Source organism: Dactylosporangium sp. NPDC005572 (genome assembly GCF_040605515.1).
Taxonomy (GTDB): domain Bacteria; phylum Actinomycetota; class Actinomycetes; order Mycobacteriales; family Micromonosporaceae; genus Dactylosporangium.
The window spans coordinates 1-13,432 of the sequence record NZ_JBEXCY010000277.1 but is presented as its reverse complement, the minus strand read 5'-3'; the positions used below and the strand labels follow the sequence as shown (position 1 = coordinate 13,432).

Genomic DNA, 13,432 nt, shown 5'->3' with positions numbered 1-13,432 from the left:
CCTCACCTAGCCAGTGGCCTGGGGAGACTCTGCGGAACTCCGACACGCGTCCCCACGCCGGCCAGCAGCTCCAGCAGATGGGCAGCGAGCGCGGAGATGGTCGGGTGGCGGAACACGATCGTCGAGGGCAGCTTCAGGCCGGTGGCGTTGGCCAGCCGGTTGCGCAGCTCGACCGAGGTCAGCGAGTCGAAGCCCAGGTCCTTCAGGGCGACGCCCGGGTCGATGCCGGCCGGGTCCGGGTGGACCAGCACCGCGCCGGCCTGGGTACGGACCAGGTCGGCGAGCATGGGCAGGCGCTGCGCGAGGGGTGTGGCGGCGATCCGCCCGGCCAGCCCGCCGGTCGCGTCCCGGCCGGTCGCGGCGGTGCGGGGCCGGGCCGTCACCAGGTCCCGCAGCAGGCCCGGCACCACGTCCGCCGCCGCGATCCGGCGGGTGTCGAGGCGTGCGGCCACGATGTGGGCCCGGCCGGCCGCGACGGCGCCGTCGTAGAGCGCCAGGCCCTCCTCGGCCGGGATCGGCGCGAGGCCGAGCTTGCCGATGCGCTCCAGGTCGGCCCGGGACATCTCGCCGGTCATCCCGCTCTGCGGCGCCCACAGGCCCCAGGCGACGGAGGTGGCCGGGAACCCGGCGGCGCGGCGGCGGGCGGCGAGCCCGTCGAGGTAGGTGTTGGCGGCGGCGTAGTTGGCCTGCCCGGCGCCGCCGAGGGTGCCGACCGCCGACGAGAACAGCACCAGCTCGGGCGGTTCGGCCCCGCCCCGGGTCAGCTCGTCGAGGTGGCGGGCGGCGTCGGACTTCGGGCGCAGGACCGGGCCGAGCTGCTCGGCGGTGAGCCCGGTGACCGCGCCGTCACGCAGCACCCCGGCCGCGTGCAGGATCGTGGTCAGGGGGCGTTCGGCCGGCACCGCGGCGAGCAGCGCGGCAACCTGGTCCCGCTCGGCGACGTCGCAGGCGACCACGTCGACCGTCGCGCCGAGCGCCTCGAGGCGGGCGGGCAGGTCGCCGGCCGCGCCGGGGCCGGAGCGGCTGGCCAGCAGCAGGTGCCGGGCCCGGCCGGTGCGGACCAGGTGCTCGGCGAGGAGCCCGCCGAGCAGGCCGGTGCCGCCGGTGACGAGCACGGTGCCGTCGGGGCGGGCCGGCGGCGGCACCGTCAGCACGAGCTTGCCGGTGTGCAGGGCCTGCTGCAGGTGCCGGAACGCGGTCGGGGCGCGGCGCACGTCGAGGACCGTCAGCGGCGGGAGCACGAGGTCGCCCGCCGCGAACCATTCGAGGATCGTGGCGAGGGTCGCGTGCAGCCGCTCCTCGGGCTCCTCGAAGAGGTCGAAGTGCTGGTAGGTGATGCCGGGGTACCGCCGCGCGACCTCGTCGGCGGGGCGCAGGTCGTTCTTGCCGATCTCGACGAACCGGCCGCCGGCGGCGAGCAGCGCCAGGGACTCGTCGGTGAGCTCGCCGGCGAGGCAGTTGAGCACGACGTCCATGCCGTGCCCGGCGGTGGTGGCCCGGAACCTGGCCGCGAACTCGGTGGTGCGGGAGCTGGCGAGATGGGCGTCGTCGTAGCCGTCCGCGCGCAGGGTGGCCCACTTGCCGGGGCTGGCGGTGACGAACACCTCGGCACCGAGCCGCCGGGCGATCTGGGTCGCGGCCATGCCGACGCCGCCGGCCGCGGCGTGGATGAGGACCCGGTCGCCGGGCCGCACGTCGGCGACGTGGACGAGGGCGTCGTAGGCGGTGCTGTACGTGACCGGGACCGCGGCCGCCTGGGCGTAGCTCCAGCCGTCGGGGACCGGCAGGGCGAGGCGGTGGTCGACGACGGCGGTCGTGCCGGCCGCGTCGCGGAACGGGCCGAACACCCGGTCCCCGGGCGCGAGGCCGGTCACGCCGGGTCCGACCTCGGCGACGACGCCGGCGGCCTCGCTGCCGATCTCGTCGGCGCCCGGGTACATGCCGAGGGCCATGAGCACGTCGCGGAAGTTCAGGCCGACGGCCCGCACGTCCAGGCGGATCTCGCCGTCGCCGAGGGGCCGGCCGGCGGCCGGGTACGGCCGCAGCGCCACGTCGGCGACGGTCCGGGTCTCGCTGACCTCCAGGCGCCACGGCCGTTCGGCGGGGACCGGCAGCGGCGGGGCGGCGACGGCGAGGCGCGGCACGTGGGCGGTGCCGCGGCGCCAGGCGATCTGGTCGGCGCCGCCCGCCACGGCCGCCCGCACACCCACCTCGAGACCGTCGCCGGTGTCGTCGGCGGCCAGGTCCACGAGCACCAGGCGGCCGGGCCGCTCCGTCTGCGCGGACCGCACCAGCCCCCAGACGGCCGACTGGACCGGGTCGACGACGTCGCCGGGGAGCGTCTCGACGGCGCCGACGGTGGTCACGGCGAGCAGACCGTCGTCGTCGGCGGCCAGGTGCTCCTGGACGAGCGTGAGCGTGGCGGCGACGACGGCGTGCAGGTCCGGTCCGGCGGGCGCCGCGACGACCCGCAGCTGCCCCGGGTCGGCGGCGGCATCCGCCGGCTGGACGGGCCAGACGACCTCGTACAGCGGCGGTGCGCCCCGTCCGCCCGGGCGCAGCTGGTCGAGGCGGGCCGGGCGGAGCGTGACCTGCCCGGTCAGTACGGGCGCGCCGGCCGGGTCGTCGGCCCGCAGCCGGTATGTGCCCGGCCCGGCGGGGGACAGGCGCACCCGCAGCGCGTCGGCGCCGCGGGCGTGCAGGCGCACGTCGTGGAACGCGAACGGCAGGTCGATGGTGGCCGAGCCGGCGTCGCGGGGCAGCAGCGGGTGCAGGGCCGCGTCCAGGACGGCCGGGTGCAGGCCGAACCCGGCGGTCGGCAGGTCCGCGGCGAGGCGCGTCCCGGCGAAGAGTTCGTCGCCGTGACGCCACATGGCGTGCAGGCCGCGGAACGTCTCGCCGTACTCGTACCCGGCCCCGGCCAGCTGCGGGTACACGTCGTCCATGGCCTCGGCGGCAGCGCCGGTCGGCGGCCACGGCCCGGGCTCGGGGGTCGGCTCGCCGGGCAGGTCCGCGGCGAGCACCCCGCCGGCGTGGCGGGTCCACGGGCCGTCGCCGTGGCGCGGGCGGGCGTGGATGCTGAACCGGCGGTCCCCGGCGGCGTCCGGGCCGGCGACGGTCATCTGCAGGTCCATCGTGGACCCGGGCGGGACCGCGAGGGCGGCCTCGACGGTGAGTTCGGCGACGCCGGCCGCGCCCGCGGTCTCGGCGGCGTGCAGGGCCAGCTCGAGCAGCGCGGTGCCGGGCACGAGGACCTGCCCGGCGGCGACGTGGCCGCTCAGCCACGGGTGGGCCGCCTCGGAGACCGGTCCGCTGAGCACGAACCCGTCGTCCTCGGCGAGCGTCATCCGCACACCGGCGAGGGGGTGGCCGGTCGGGGCGGCACCCCACGCGGACGGGTCGCCGCCCGTCGCACCGGTGAGCCAGAAACGGCGGCGCCGGAACGGGTACGGCGGCAGCGTCACCCGGCGGCGGGACGCGGGCGCGTGCGGCCAGTCGACGCGGGCGCCGTGGCACCAGGCGCCGGCCGCCGCGGCGAGGATCCGGGCCGGGCCGCCGTCGTCACGGCGCAGGGTGCCGACGGCCGCGCCGGCGCCGTCCAGGATGTCGTCGACGGCCGTGGTCAGGATCGGGTGCGGCGACACCTCGACGAACAGCGTGTGGCCGTCGCGGGCCAGGGCGCGCACGGCGGTGTCGAACTCGACGGTTCGGCGCAGGTTCTCGTACCAGTACTCGCCGGTGAGCCGCCCGGTGTCGAGGACGTCGCCGGAGACGGTGGAGTAGAACGGGACCCGGCCCGGGGCGGGCTCGACGGCGCCGAGGGCAGCGAGCAGCTCGTCGCGGACGACCTCGACGTGCGCGGTGTGCGAGGCGTAGTCGGCGTCGGTGACCCTGGCCCGCAGCCCGTCGGCGAGGCAGGCCTCGACGAACTCGCGGGCGGCGCCGGGGTCCCCGGCCACCACCGTCGCCGCCGGCCCGTTGGCCACCGCGACCTGCAGCTTGTCCTCGTAGCCGGCGAGCCGGGCGCGGACCTCGTCGGCCGGGAGCGCGACCGAGGCCATCCCGCCGGTGCCGGCGAGGGCCTGCATGGTCCGGCCGCGCAGGGCGACGATCCGGGCGGCCTCGGCGAGGTCGAACGCGCCGGCGGCGCACGCGGCGGCGACCTCGCCCTGGGAGTGGCCGACGACCGCGTCGGGGTGGACGCCGAGCTCGGCCCACAGCGCGGTGAGGCCCATCATCATGGCCCAGTTCGCGGGCTGCAGCACGTCGGCGTGCTCCAGCCAGTCCTCGGCCTCGCCGCGCAGGACGGCCTCCAGGGACCAGTCGATCCACGGCTCCAGGGCGGCGGCACATGCAGCGATGCGGGCCGCGAAGACGGGGGACTCGTCGAGCAGCCGGCTCGCCATGCCGGCCCACTGGGCGCCCTGCCCGGGGTAGACGAACGCGATCCGGCCGGGCCGGGCGACGCCGCGGACCACGGTCGCCGGTTCCTCGGGCCCGTCGGCGGGCGGGGCAGCCACCGGGGCGGCCCCGGGGCCGGCGGCGATGTGCGCGAGCCCGGCGCGCAGGGCCGACCGTCCGGTGCCGACGACGGCCGCGCGGTGCGGTAGGGCGCCGAGGGCGGCGAGGCTCCACGCGGCCCGGTCGGGGCGCACGGTCTCGTCGTCGAGGAGATCGGCGAGCTGGGCCGCGCGGGCCTCGACGGTGTCACCGGAGCGGGCCGAGAGCAGCAGCGGCACGGGCCCGGCGGGCTCGTCGTCGCCGGGCGGCGGCGCCGGTACCGCGGCCGTGCCCTCCTCCAGGATGAGGTGGGCGTTGGTGCCGGAGATGCCGAAGGAGGACACGGCGGCCCGCCGCGGTCGCGTGTCGGGCTCCGGCCACGGCCGGGCCTCGGTCAGCAGCGCGACCGCGCCGCCGGACCAGTCGATGTGCGGCGAGGGCCGGTCGGCGTGCAGGGTGCGGGGCAGGCGCCCGTTGCGCATCGCCTCGACCATCTTGATGACCCCGGCGACGCCGGCTGCGGCCTGGGTGTGGCCGATGTTCGACTTGAGCGAGCCGAGCCACAGCGGACGGTCGGCGGGCCGGTCCCGGCCGTAGGTCGCGAGGAGTGCGCCGGCCTCGATCGGGTCGCCGAGGCGGGTGCCGGTGCCGTGGGCCTCGACGGCGTCCACATCGGACGGTGCGAGGCCGGCGTCGGCGAGCGCCCGGCGGATGACCCGCTGCTGCGACACGCCGTTGGGGGCGGTCAGGCCGTTGCTGGCGCCGTCGTTGTTGACCGCGGAGCCGCGCACGACGGCGAGGACCTCGTGGCCGTTGGCGCGGGCGTCGGCGAGCCGCTCGAGGACCAGCATGCCGACGCCCTCGGACCAGCCGGTGCCGTCGGCGCCGTCGCCGAAGGACTTGCACCGCCCGTCGGGGGCGAGCGCGCCCTGCCGGGTGAGCTCGACGAACATGCCGGGCGCGGCCATCACGCACACGCCGCCGGCCAGGGCCAGGTCGCACTCGCCGGAGCGCAGCGCCCGACCGGCCAGGTGCAGCGCGACGAGGGAGGAGGAGCAGGCGGTGTCGACGGTGACGGCCGGGCCCTGCAGGCCGAAGACGTACGCCAGCCGGCCCGAGGCGACGCTGGCGGTGTTGCCGGTCAGCAGGTAGCCGCCGGTGGCGTCGTCGCCGTCGGTCAGGCGCGGGCCGTACTCCTGCGACATGGCGCCGACGAAGACGCCGACCGGCTGGCCGCTGAGCCCGGCCGGGTCGATGCCGGCCCGTTCGAACGCCTCCCACGAGGTCTCCAGCAGCAGCCGCTGCTGCGGGTCCATCGAGGCGGCCTCGCGGGCGGAGATGCCGAAGAAGTCGGCGTCGAACTCGTCGGCGTCGTGCAGGAAGCCGCCGAAGCGGGTGGCGATGCCCTGGGCGGCGAGGCCGTCGAGGTCCCAGCCGCGGTTGGTGGGCAGCCCGGTGATGCCGTCGCCGCCGTCGGCCACGAGCCGCCACAGCTGCTCGGGGGAGCGCACGCCGCCGGGGTACCGGCAGGCCATGGCCACGATCGCGATCGGCTCGCCGTCGTCGGCGCGGGCCGCGGTGAACTCCTCGTCGTCGTCGCCGGGGCGTAGCCCGGCGGCGAGCGTGTCGAGGGTCGGGTGGTCGTAGATCAGGCTCACCGGGACGGTGCGGCCCAGCGCCGTGCCGAGCCGGTCGGCCAGCTCCATGGTGAGCACCGAGTCGAAGCCGAGGTCGCGCAGCGGCCGGTCACCGTCCACCTCGGCCGGGTCGGCGACGCCGAGCACGGCCGCCACATGCCCGCGGACGAGCACGTCCAACGCCGGTCCGGCCACCGCCTCGGGCGCCTCGGGCCGGCGCGCGGCAGGTGCGGGCTCCGCGGTACCGGCGGGCGTGAGCCAGTGCCGTTGCCGCACGAAGCCGTACGTCGGCAGGTCCACCGGCCGCCCGGGCTGGCTGAGCACGCCGGTCCAGTCGAGCTCGCGACCGGAGGCGTGCAGGGCGGCGGCCGCGCCGGCGATCGCCTCGGGCTCGGGGCGGTCCGGGCGCAGCGTGGTGACGAGGTGCCCGCGGCCGGCCTCCGGGTGGCGGCGCACCATCGGGGTGAGCGCCGGGCTGGGGCCGAGCTCGAGCCAGTGGGTGACGCCGAGCCCGGCCAGGGTGGCGACGCCGTCGGCGAAGCGCACGGCGTGGCGGGCGTGCTCGGCCCAGTACTGCGGCTCGGTGAGGCGGGTGGCGGGTTCGCCGGTGAGGTTCGACACGACGGGGATGCGCGGCGCGCGGTACGGCAGCCCGGCGATCGCCGTGACGAAGTCGGGCAGGGCCGCCTCGATGTCGGCGGTGTGGAACGCGCGGCTGACGGCGAGCCGGCGGACCTTCACGCCGCTGGCCTCCAGCCGCACCACGACGGCGTCGATCGCCTCGGGCCGGCCCGCGAGCACGGTCGCGTCGGCGGCGTTCACGGCGGCGATCTCCACGCCGGGGTGCTCGGCCAGCAGCGCCGCGAGCGTGTCCGGGGCGGCGGCGACGGACGCCATCGCGCCGGGCGGCAGCTGCTGCATGAGCCGGGCGCGGGTGGTCACGAGCCGGGCGGCGTCGTCGAGGTCGAGCACGCCGGCGACGTGGGCGGCGGTCAGCTCGCCGATGGAGTGCCCGGCGAGCAGGTCGGCCTCGACGCCCCACGTCTCGACCAGCCGGTACAGCGCGCGCTCCACGGCGAAGAGCGCCGGCTGGGTGTACCCGGTCTGCTGCAGCAGCCCGGCGTTGGGTCCGTCGGGGTCGGCCCACATGACGTCGCGCAGCGGCCGGTCCAGGTGCGGGTCGAGGGCGTCGCAGGCGTCGTGGAGGGCGCGCGCGAAGGCGGGGCTGGCGGCGGCGAGGTCGCGGCCCATGCCGAGGCGCTGGGCGCCCTGGCCGGGGAAGAGCACGGCGAGGCGCCCGCCGGTACTCGCGCGGGCGGTGAGCGCGCCGGCGGCGGGGAGTCCGGCCGCGATCGCGTCCAGGCCGGCGAGCAGCTCGGGGGCGGTGCGGCCGACGACGGCGGCCCGGTACGGGAACTGGGTGCGGGTCGTGGCGAGGGTCCAGGCGACGTCGGCCGGGCCGGTGCCGGGCTCGTCGCGCAGGTGGTCACGCAGCCGCTCGGCCTGCCGGCGCAGGGCCGCCTCGCTCGCGCCGGAGAGCACCACGGGAACGGCGAGCGGAGGTTCGCCGGTCTCGGGCCCATCCGGCGGTACCGCGGCCGAGGCCACCACGACGTGGCAGTTCGTGCCGCCCATGCCGAACGACGACACCCCGGCGACCAGCGGACCCTCGCCGCCGGGCCACTCGCCGGGCTCGGCCTGCACCCGCAGCCCCAGCTCGGCCAGCGGGATCTGCGGGTTCGGGGCCTGGAAGTGCAGGCTCGCCGGCAGGTGCCGGTGCCACACGGACAGCACGGTCTTGAGCAGCCCGACGATGCCGGCCCCGCCCTCGAGGTGCCCGACGTTGGTCTTGACGGAGCCGACGGCCAGGGGCGCGCCGCCGGCCCGGTGCGCGCCGAGCGCGGCGCCGAGGGCCGCGGCCTCGATCGGGTCGCCGACGCGGGTGCCGGTGCCGTGCAGCTCGACGTAGCGGACCGCGGCGGGCTCGACGCCGGCGTCGCGGCAGGCGGCGGCGATGACGTCGCGCTGGCCCGGCACGGTGGGGACGGTCAGCGCGTCGCCGGGCCCGTCGTTGTTCACGGCGGCGCCGAGCAGCACGCCGTAGACGCGGTCGCCGTCGGCCTCGGCCCGGGACAGCGGCTTGAGCACGAGCGCCGCGCCGCCCTCGCCGCGGACGAAGCCGTCGGCGCGCTCGTCGAAGGCGCGGCTGCGGCCGGTCGGCGACAGGCCGCCGAAGCGGCGGGCGGTGAGCTCGCTGTGCGGGGCGAGGATGAGGTTCACGCCGCCGGCGATGGCGAGGTCGGTCTCGCCGCGGCGCAGGCTCTCCATCGCCAGCTGCACGCCGACCAGCGACGAGGACTGGCCGGTGTCGACGACGAGGCTGGGACCGCGCAGGCCCAGGGCATGGGAGACGCGGTTGGCGACGATGCCGCGCCCGACGCCCGCCATCGAGTGCTCGCTGGGGGCGAGACCGGTCAGGGCCGCGTAGTCGTCCCAGATGGTGCCGAGGTAGACGCCGGTGCGGCTGCCCGCGAGCGAGCCCGGGAGGATCCGGGCGTCCTCGAGGGCCTCCCAGGACAGTTCGAGCATCAGCCGCTGCCGGGGGTCGGTGGCCGCGGCCTCGCGGGGCGACATGCGGAAGAACGCGGCGTCGAAGCCGTCGACGCGGTCCAGGAAGCCGCCGACGGTACCGTCGGGAAGCCCGCGGTCCGGCGGGGCCGCGCCCACCGCGTCGCCGCCCGCGCGCAGGAGCCGCCAGAAGGCCGCCGGGTCCTCGGCCCCGGGCAGGCGGCACGCCACGCCGATGACCGCGATCGGCTCGCCCGCCGGCCGGCCCGTTGCAATCTCTGTCTTCGCCGCATCCGCAAGTCCCACGGGGCGATCGTCGAAGCCGCGCCTTAACCCGCGCTTGCCCGGTGCTAAAGCGAGGCTAGGGGACGGTAGGGGGATCCGGGCCGGGGCGCGGGCCGCCTAGCATTCGGCGGGTGAACGACCGCTGGATTCTCCGCCGGCCGTCATCGGTCGCCCGGATGCGCCTGTTCTGCCTGCCCTACGCCGGCGGCGGGGCGAACGTCTACGCCGGCTGGGCCCGCGAGTTCCCGGAGGAGCTCGAGGTCTGCCTCGTCGAGCCGCCGGGCCGGCGCGGGCGGCTGCGCGAGCCGGCCTTCACCCGGGTCGGGCCGCTGGTGGACGCCCTCGACGCGGCCCTGCAGCCGTACCTCGACCTGCCGTACGCCTTCTTCGGCCACAGCTTCGGCGCGCTGCTCGCCTACGAGCTGCACCACCGGCTCGACCCCGCGGCGCTGTTCCTCAGCGGCGCCGCCGCCCCGCACCTGCCGCGCGCGGGCGGGTCCATCACCGGCCTGCCGGACCGGGCGTTCCTGGACCAGGTGCGCGGCTACGGCGGCATACCCGACGCGGTGTTCGCCGACGAGTCGATGATGGCCGCGTTCCTGCCGGCGCTGCGGGCCGACTTCGAGGCGTTCGAGGCCTACCGGCCGGCCGCGCCGGAGCCGGTGCGCTGCCCGCTGTTCCTGCTCGGCGGCGCGGAGGACCACGTCGCCCCGCCGGCGCAGGTCGACGCGTGGCGGCGGCTGGCGGCGGGCCCGGTGCAGAGCCGCTTCTTCGCCGGCGGGCACTTCTACCTCAACGAGCAGCGCCGGCCGCTGACCGCGCACGTGGCCCGGCACCTGGGCGCGCAGCTGTACCGCCGCCCGGCCCCCGCGCGGGGCTGAGCGGCGCCGCCGGTACAACAGCCGATTCCCGGGCGTTCAGCCGGTGCGGGTGATCCGGAAGACCGGGTGGTCGGGTGCGATCTCGCGCAGCCGTTCGTCCGACTCCTGCGGTCCCGAGATACGGAACAGATTGGCCTGCTTGTATTTCGCCACGTAGGCTCGCAGGATTTCGGGCTTCACCGCGTCATCGACCTCTGTCGCGGTGAAGTGCTCGGTCTTCCGGCCCATCTGCAGTTCGCCCCCGCCGGCCGCCCGCAGATTGCGCGTCCACTGCGTGTGGCCCCGCGGCGCGACCAGATATTCCCCGCCGTCCACGGCGAGCACCTGCACCGGCGTGCTGCGCACCTGCCCTGACCGGCGGCCGGGCACGAGCAGGATGCGAGCGCCCACCGCATTGATGCCGAGCTTTGTCAGCCAGATGACGATCGGGTTAAATACTCGTACGGCGAATTGACCGGGTTGCTGGACGTAAGCAGGCACGCTGGGAGCTCCACACTGTGCGTCGGAGATCATTTCGGTTGCCGTTCGCGCAGTCATGGTACGAGAGGCTCCGCCGGGCCGTAACCCCTTGCCCGAATAGGGGTTACCACGCAGAAGTGACCATGGTTTCATATATCGCACTTTGGTTTCGTCGCGGCTGGTCGGGGGACGTCGCACATGAGCCCGGAGCAATGGTTATCCGCCGGACATCAGCTCGCCGGCGCGCTCGACGACGCCGTCAGCGGACGCGGCGGCGTCGTGCTCGTCAGCGGGCCCGTCGGCGCGGGCAAGACCGAGCTGCTGCGCCGCCTCGCCGCGCAGGCCCGCGACCGCGGCGCCCGCGTGGTGCGGGTCGTGGCCAGCCGCTCCGGCCGCACCGCCCCTCTCGGCATCGTGCGCCAACTGCTCGCCGCGGCCGGGGCGGCCCCGGCCGGCGACCCCGCCCGCGCCGCGCACCAGGACATCATGGCGGCGCTGTCCGCGGACCGGCCCGGTGCGCCGCTCGTGGTCAGCGTCGACGACGTCCACCACGCGGACGCCGAGTCCCTGGCGTTCCTGAGCTACCTGGCCCGCCGCATCCGCCACCCGCCGGTGCTCGTGGTGCTCACCGAGTCGGTCAGCGAGCGGCTGCTGTCCCCGCAGTTCCGCGCCGAGCTGCTCAGCCAGCCCCACACCCGCCAGCTGCGGCTCGGCCTGCTGTCGCGGGACGCGGCCGCCGCGGTGCTGCGCGAGCGGCTGGGCGACCCGGTCGCGGACCGGGTCGTCGACGCCTACCTGGAGGCCAGCGGCGGCAACCCGCGGCTGCTCGCCGCGCTCGTCGAGGACCGCGACGCCGCCGACGGGCCGGCCCCCGGGCTGGTGCCCGGGCCGGTGGCCGGGGCCGCGTTCGGCGACGCCGTCCTGCTGTGCCTGCACCGCAGCACCGCGTCACTGGTCAAGCTGGCCCGGGCCCTCGCGGTGCTCGACGAGACGACCCCGCCGGCCGTGCTGGCTGAGCTGCTCAACCAGGACCTGTGGTCGACGATCCGGGCCACCAACGCCGCCACCGAGGCCGGCCTGATCGAGGCGGGACGGTTCCGCCATCCGCGGGCCCGGGAGGCGGTCCTCGACGGGATGCTCCCCGAGGAGCGGCTCGGGCTGCACCGCCGCGCCGCCGACGTGCTGCACCGGGCCGACGCGTCGGTCGTCGCGGTCGCCCGCCAGCTCGTCGCGGCCCGGCCCGGCCCCGACGACGACGGCCGCGACTGGATCGTGCCGGTGCTGCTCGACGCGGCCGGGCGGGCCCTCGACACTGACGAGCTCGGCTTCGCCCTGGACTGCCTCGCCGTCGCCGACGCCTGCTGCACCGGCGACGAGCAGCGCGCGGCGGTCCGGGCGCTGCAGGTCGGGGCGCAGTGGCGGCTCGACCCGCAGCGGAGCCGTCCGTGGCTGCCGGAGCTGGTGGCGGCGGCCCGGCGAGGGCTGCTCGACGGGACGGCGGTGCTGCGGCTGGTGTCCGCGCTGATGTGGTTCGGTGCCGTCGACGACGCGCTCGAGCTGCTCGACCGGGTGCCGGCCGAGCCCGGGCAGGGCGAGTTCGGCACCGTGATGGCCCGCTACAGCAGCGCGGCCCAGCTGTTCTACCTGTTCCCGGGTGCGGTTTCGCGCTGCACCGGGCCCGGTGCGCCGGACGCGGCCCGCGAGACGTACCGGCAGGCGGCGGCGATCGTGGAGTACCTGACCGGGCCCCCGAGCGAGCAGCAGCTGGCCATGGCGGAGCGCATCCTGCGCCAGTCGAAGCTCGGCACCGACTCCCTCGGCCCGATCTGGATCTCCGTGGAGGTGCTGCTGCGGGCCGAGCACACCGACCGCGCGGCGTACTGGTGCGACGCCCTGCTGGCCGAGACCGAGCACCGCCGGCTGCCGGTGTGGTCGGCGCTGTTCGGCGTGATCCGGGCGATGATCAGCTACCGGCAGGGCGAGCTCGACGACGCGGCCGGGCACACCCGCCGCGCGATGGCGCTGCTGCCGCCGCCCGGCTGGGGCGTGATGGTCGGGCTGCCGCTGTCGCTGCTGGTGCGCCTGGCGGTCCACGAGGGGGCGCTGGACGAGGCGGCCGGGCATCTGCGGGTACCGGTGCCGGACCTCATGTTCGACACGCCCGCGGGACTGTTCTATCGCCGGGCGCGCGGCTACTACCACCTGGCGCGGGGCGACCAGCGGGCCGCGGCCGCCGACTTCGACGCGTGCCGCAGCCTGTGCCTGGCCTGGGACCGCGACGTGCCGGGGTTCCTGCCGTGGCGCCTTGACGCGGCCCAGCTGCACCTGGCCGCCCAGCAGCCCGAGCGCGCCCGGCAGCTCGCCCTGGAGCAGCTGGAGCTGCTCGGCGAGCACAACCAGCGCACCCGCGGCATGACGCTGCGGGTGCTGGCCGCCGCCTCGGAGCCGGCCGAACGCCCTGCGATCCTCAAGGATGCGGTCGAGGCCCTGCGGGCCGGGGACGACCGGCACGAGCTCGCCGACGCCCTCGCGCACCTCGTTCAGGCGCTGCGGGAGGTCGGCGAGCACAACCAGGCGCGGCTCACGCTGCGGATGTCCAGCCGGCTCGCGGGCGCGGACCGGGCCGACCCCGGCGCGGTGCCGCGGCCCCTGGACGGCCTCAGCGAGGCGGAGCTGCGCGTCGCGACGCTCGTCGCCCAGGGGCTGACGAACCGGGAGATCGCCGGCCGGCTGAGCATCACGGTCAGCACGGTCGAGCAGCACCTGACCCGGATCTACAAGAAGCTCGGCGTGCGCGGCCGCTCCGGCCTTTCGGTGGCGCTGGAGCGCGACACGGCCTGAACGGCCGGCGCCGGCGCGGTGGCGAACAGCGTCCGCGGCAGCTCGGTGCGGCGGGTGATGCCCAGCTTGCGGTACGCCCGCGTGAGGTGCTGCTCGACGGTGCTCACGGTGAGGAACAGCCGCTGGGCGATCTCGCGGTTGGTGAGCCCCTGCGCCGCGACGGCCGCGACGCGCAGCTCGGCCTCGCTCAGCGCCCGGGCCCCGGCATCGCCGCCGGGATCGGTCCCGGCGCCGAACGGGTCCGCGGCCGCGCGGGGCCGG

Annotated in this window: 5 protein-coding genes; 2 read left to right on the top strand and 3 right to left on the bottom strand. The window is 76.9% G+C overall.

Going from position 1 to position 13,432, the window contains the following annotated elements; all coding sequences use genetic code 11:
• Positions 1–2 precede the first annotated feature (2 nt).
• A complete protein-coding gene (locus ABZS66_RS55920) occupies positions 3–9,011 on the bottom strand; it encodes a type I polyketide synthase (RefSeq protein ID WP_354772192.1) in 9,009 nt (3,002 codons plus the stop codon).
• A gap of 110 nt (positions 9,012–9,121) precedes the next feature.
• Here ABZS66_RS55920 and ABZS66_RS55915 point away from each other — a divergent pair, with 110 nt between their 5' ends.
• Positions 9,122–9,871 carry an alpha/beta fold hydrolase gene (locus ABZS66_RS55915; protein WP_354772190.1) on the top strand — a complete coding sequence of 250 codons (750 nt, stop codon included), beginning with the start codon at positions 9,122–9,124 and terminating at the stop codon, positions 9,869–9,871.
• Positions 9,872–9,907: 36 nt separating this feature from the next.
• Here the strand turns inward: ABZS66_RS55915 and ABZS66_RS55910 are convergent, their stop codons facing one another.
• Positions 9,908–10,351, bottom strand: coding sequence for a nitroreductase family deazaflavin-dependent oxidoreductase (locus ABZS66_RS55910; RefSeq protein WP_354772188.1), 444 nt, complete (start codon positions 10,349–10,351; stop codon positions 9,908–9,910).
• A 177-nt stretch (positions 10,352–10,528) separates the two neighbouring features.
• Between ABZS66_RS55910 and ABZS66_RS55905 the strand changes: the two genes are divergently transcribed.
• Positions 10,529–13,171 carry an AAA family ATPase gene (locus tag ABZS66_RS55905; RefSeq protein WP_354772186.1) on the top strand — a complete coding sequence of 881 codons (2,643 nt, stop codon included), beginning with the start codon at positions 10,529–10,531 and terminating at the stop codon, positions 13,169–13,171.
• Here the strand turns inward: ABZS66_RS55905 and ABZS66_RS55900 are convergent.
• The coding region (locus ABZS66_RS55900) for a helix-turn-helix transcriptional regulator (RefSeq protein ID WP_354772184.1) at positions 13,105–13,432 on the bottom strand (328 nt) is incomplete at its 5' end. The two genes, ABZS66_RS55905 and ABZS66_RS55900, sit on opposite strands and share 67 nt — an antisense overlap.

Coding starts and splice junctions, on each gene's coding strand:
- ABZS66_RS55905 (WP_354772186.1), top strand. CDS start 10,529: ATGAGCCCGGAGCAATGGTTATCCGCCGGACATCAGCTCGCCGGCGCG.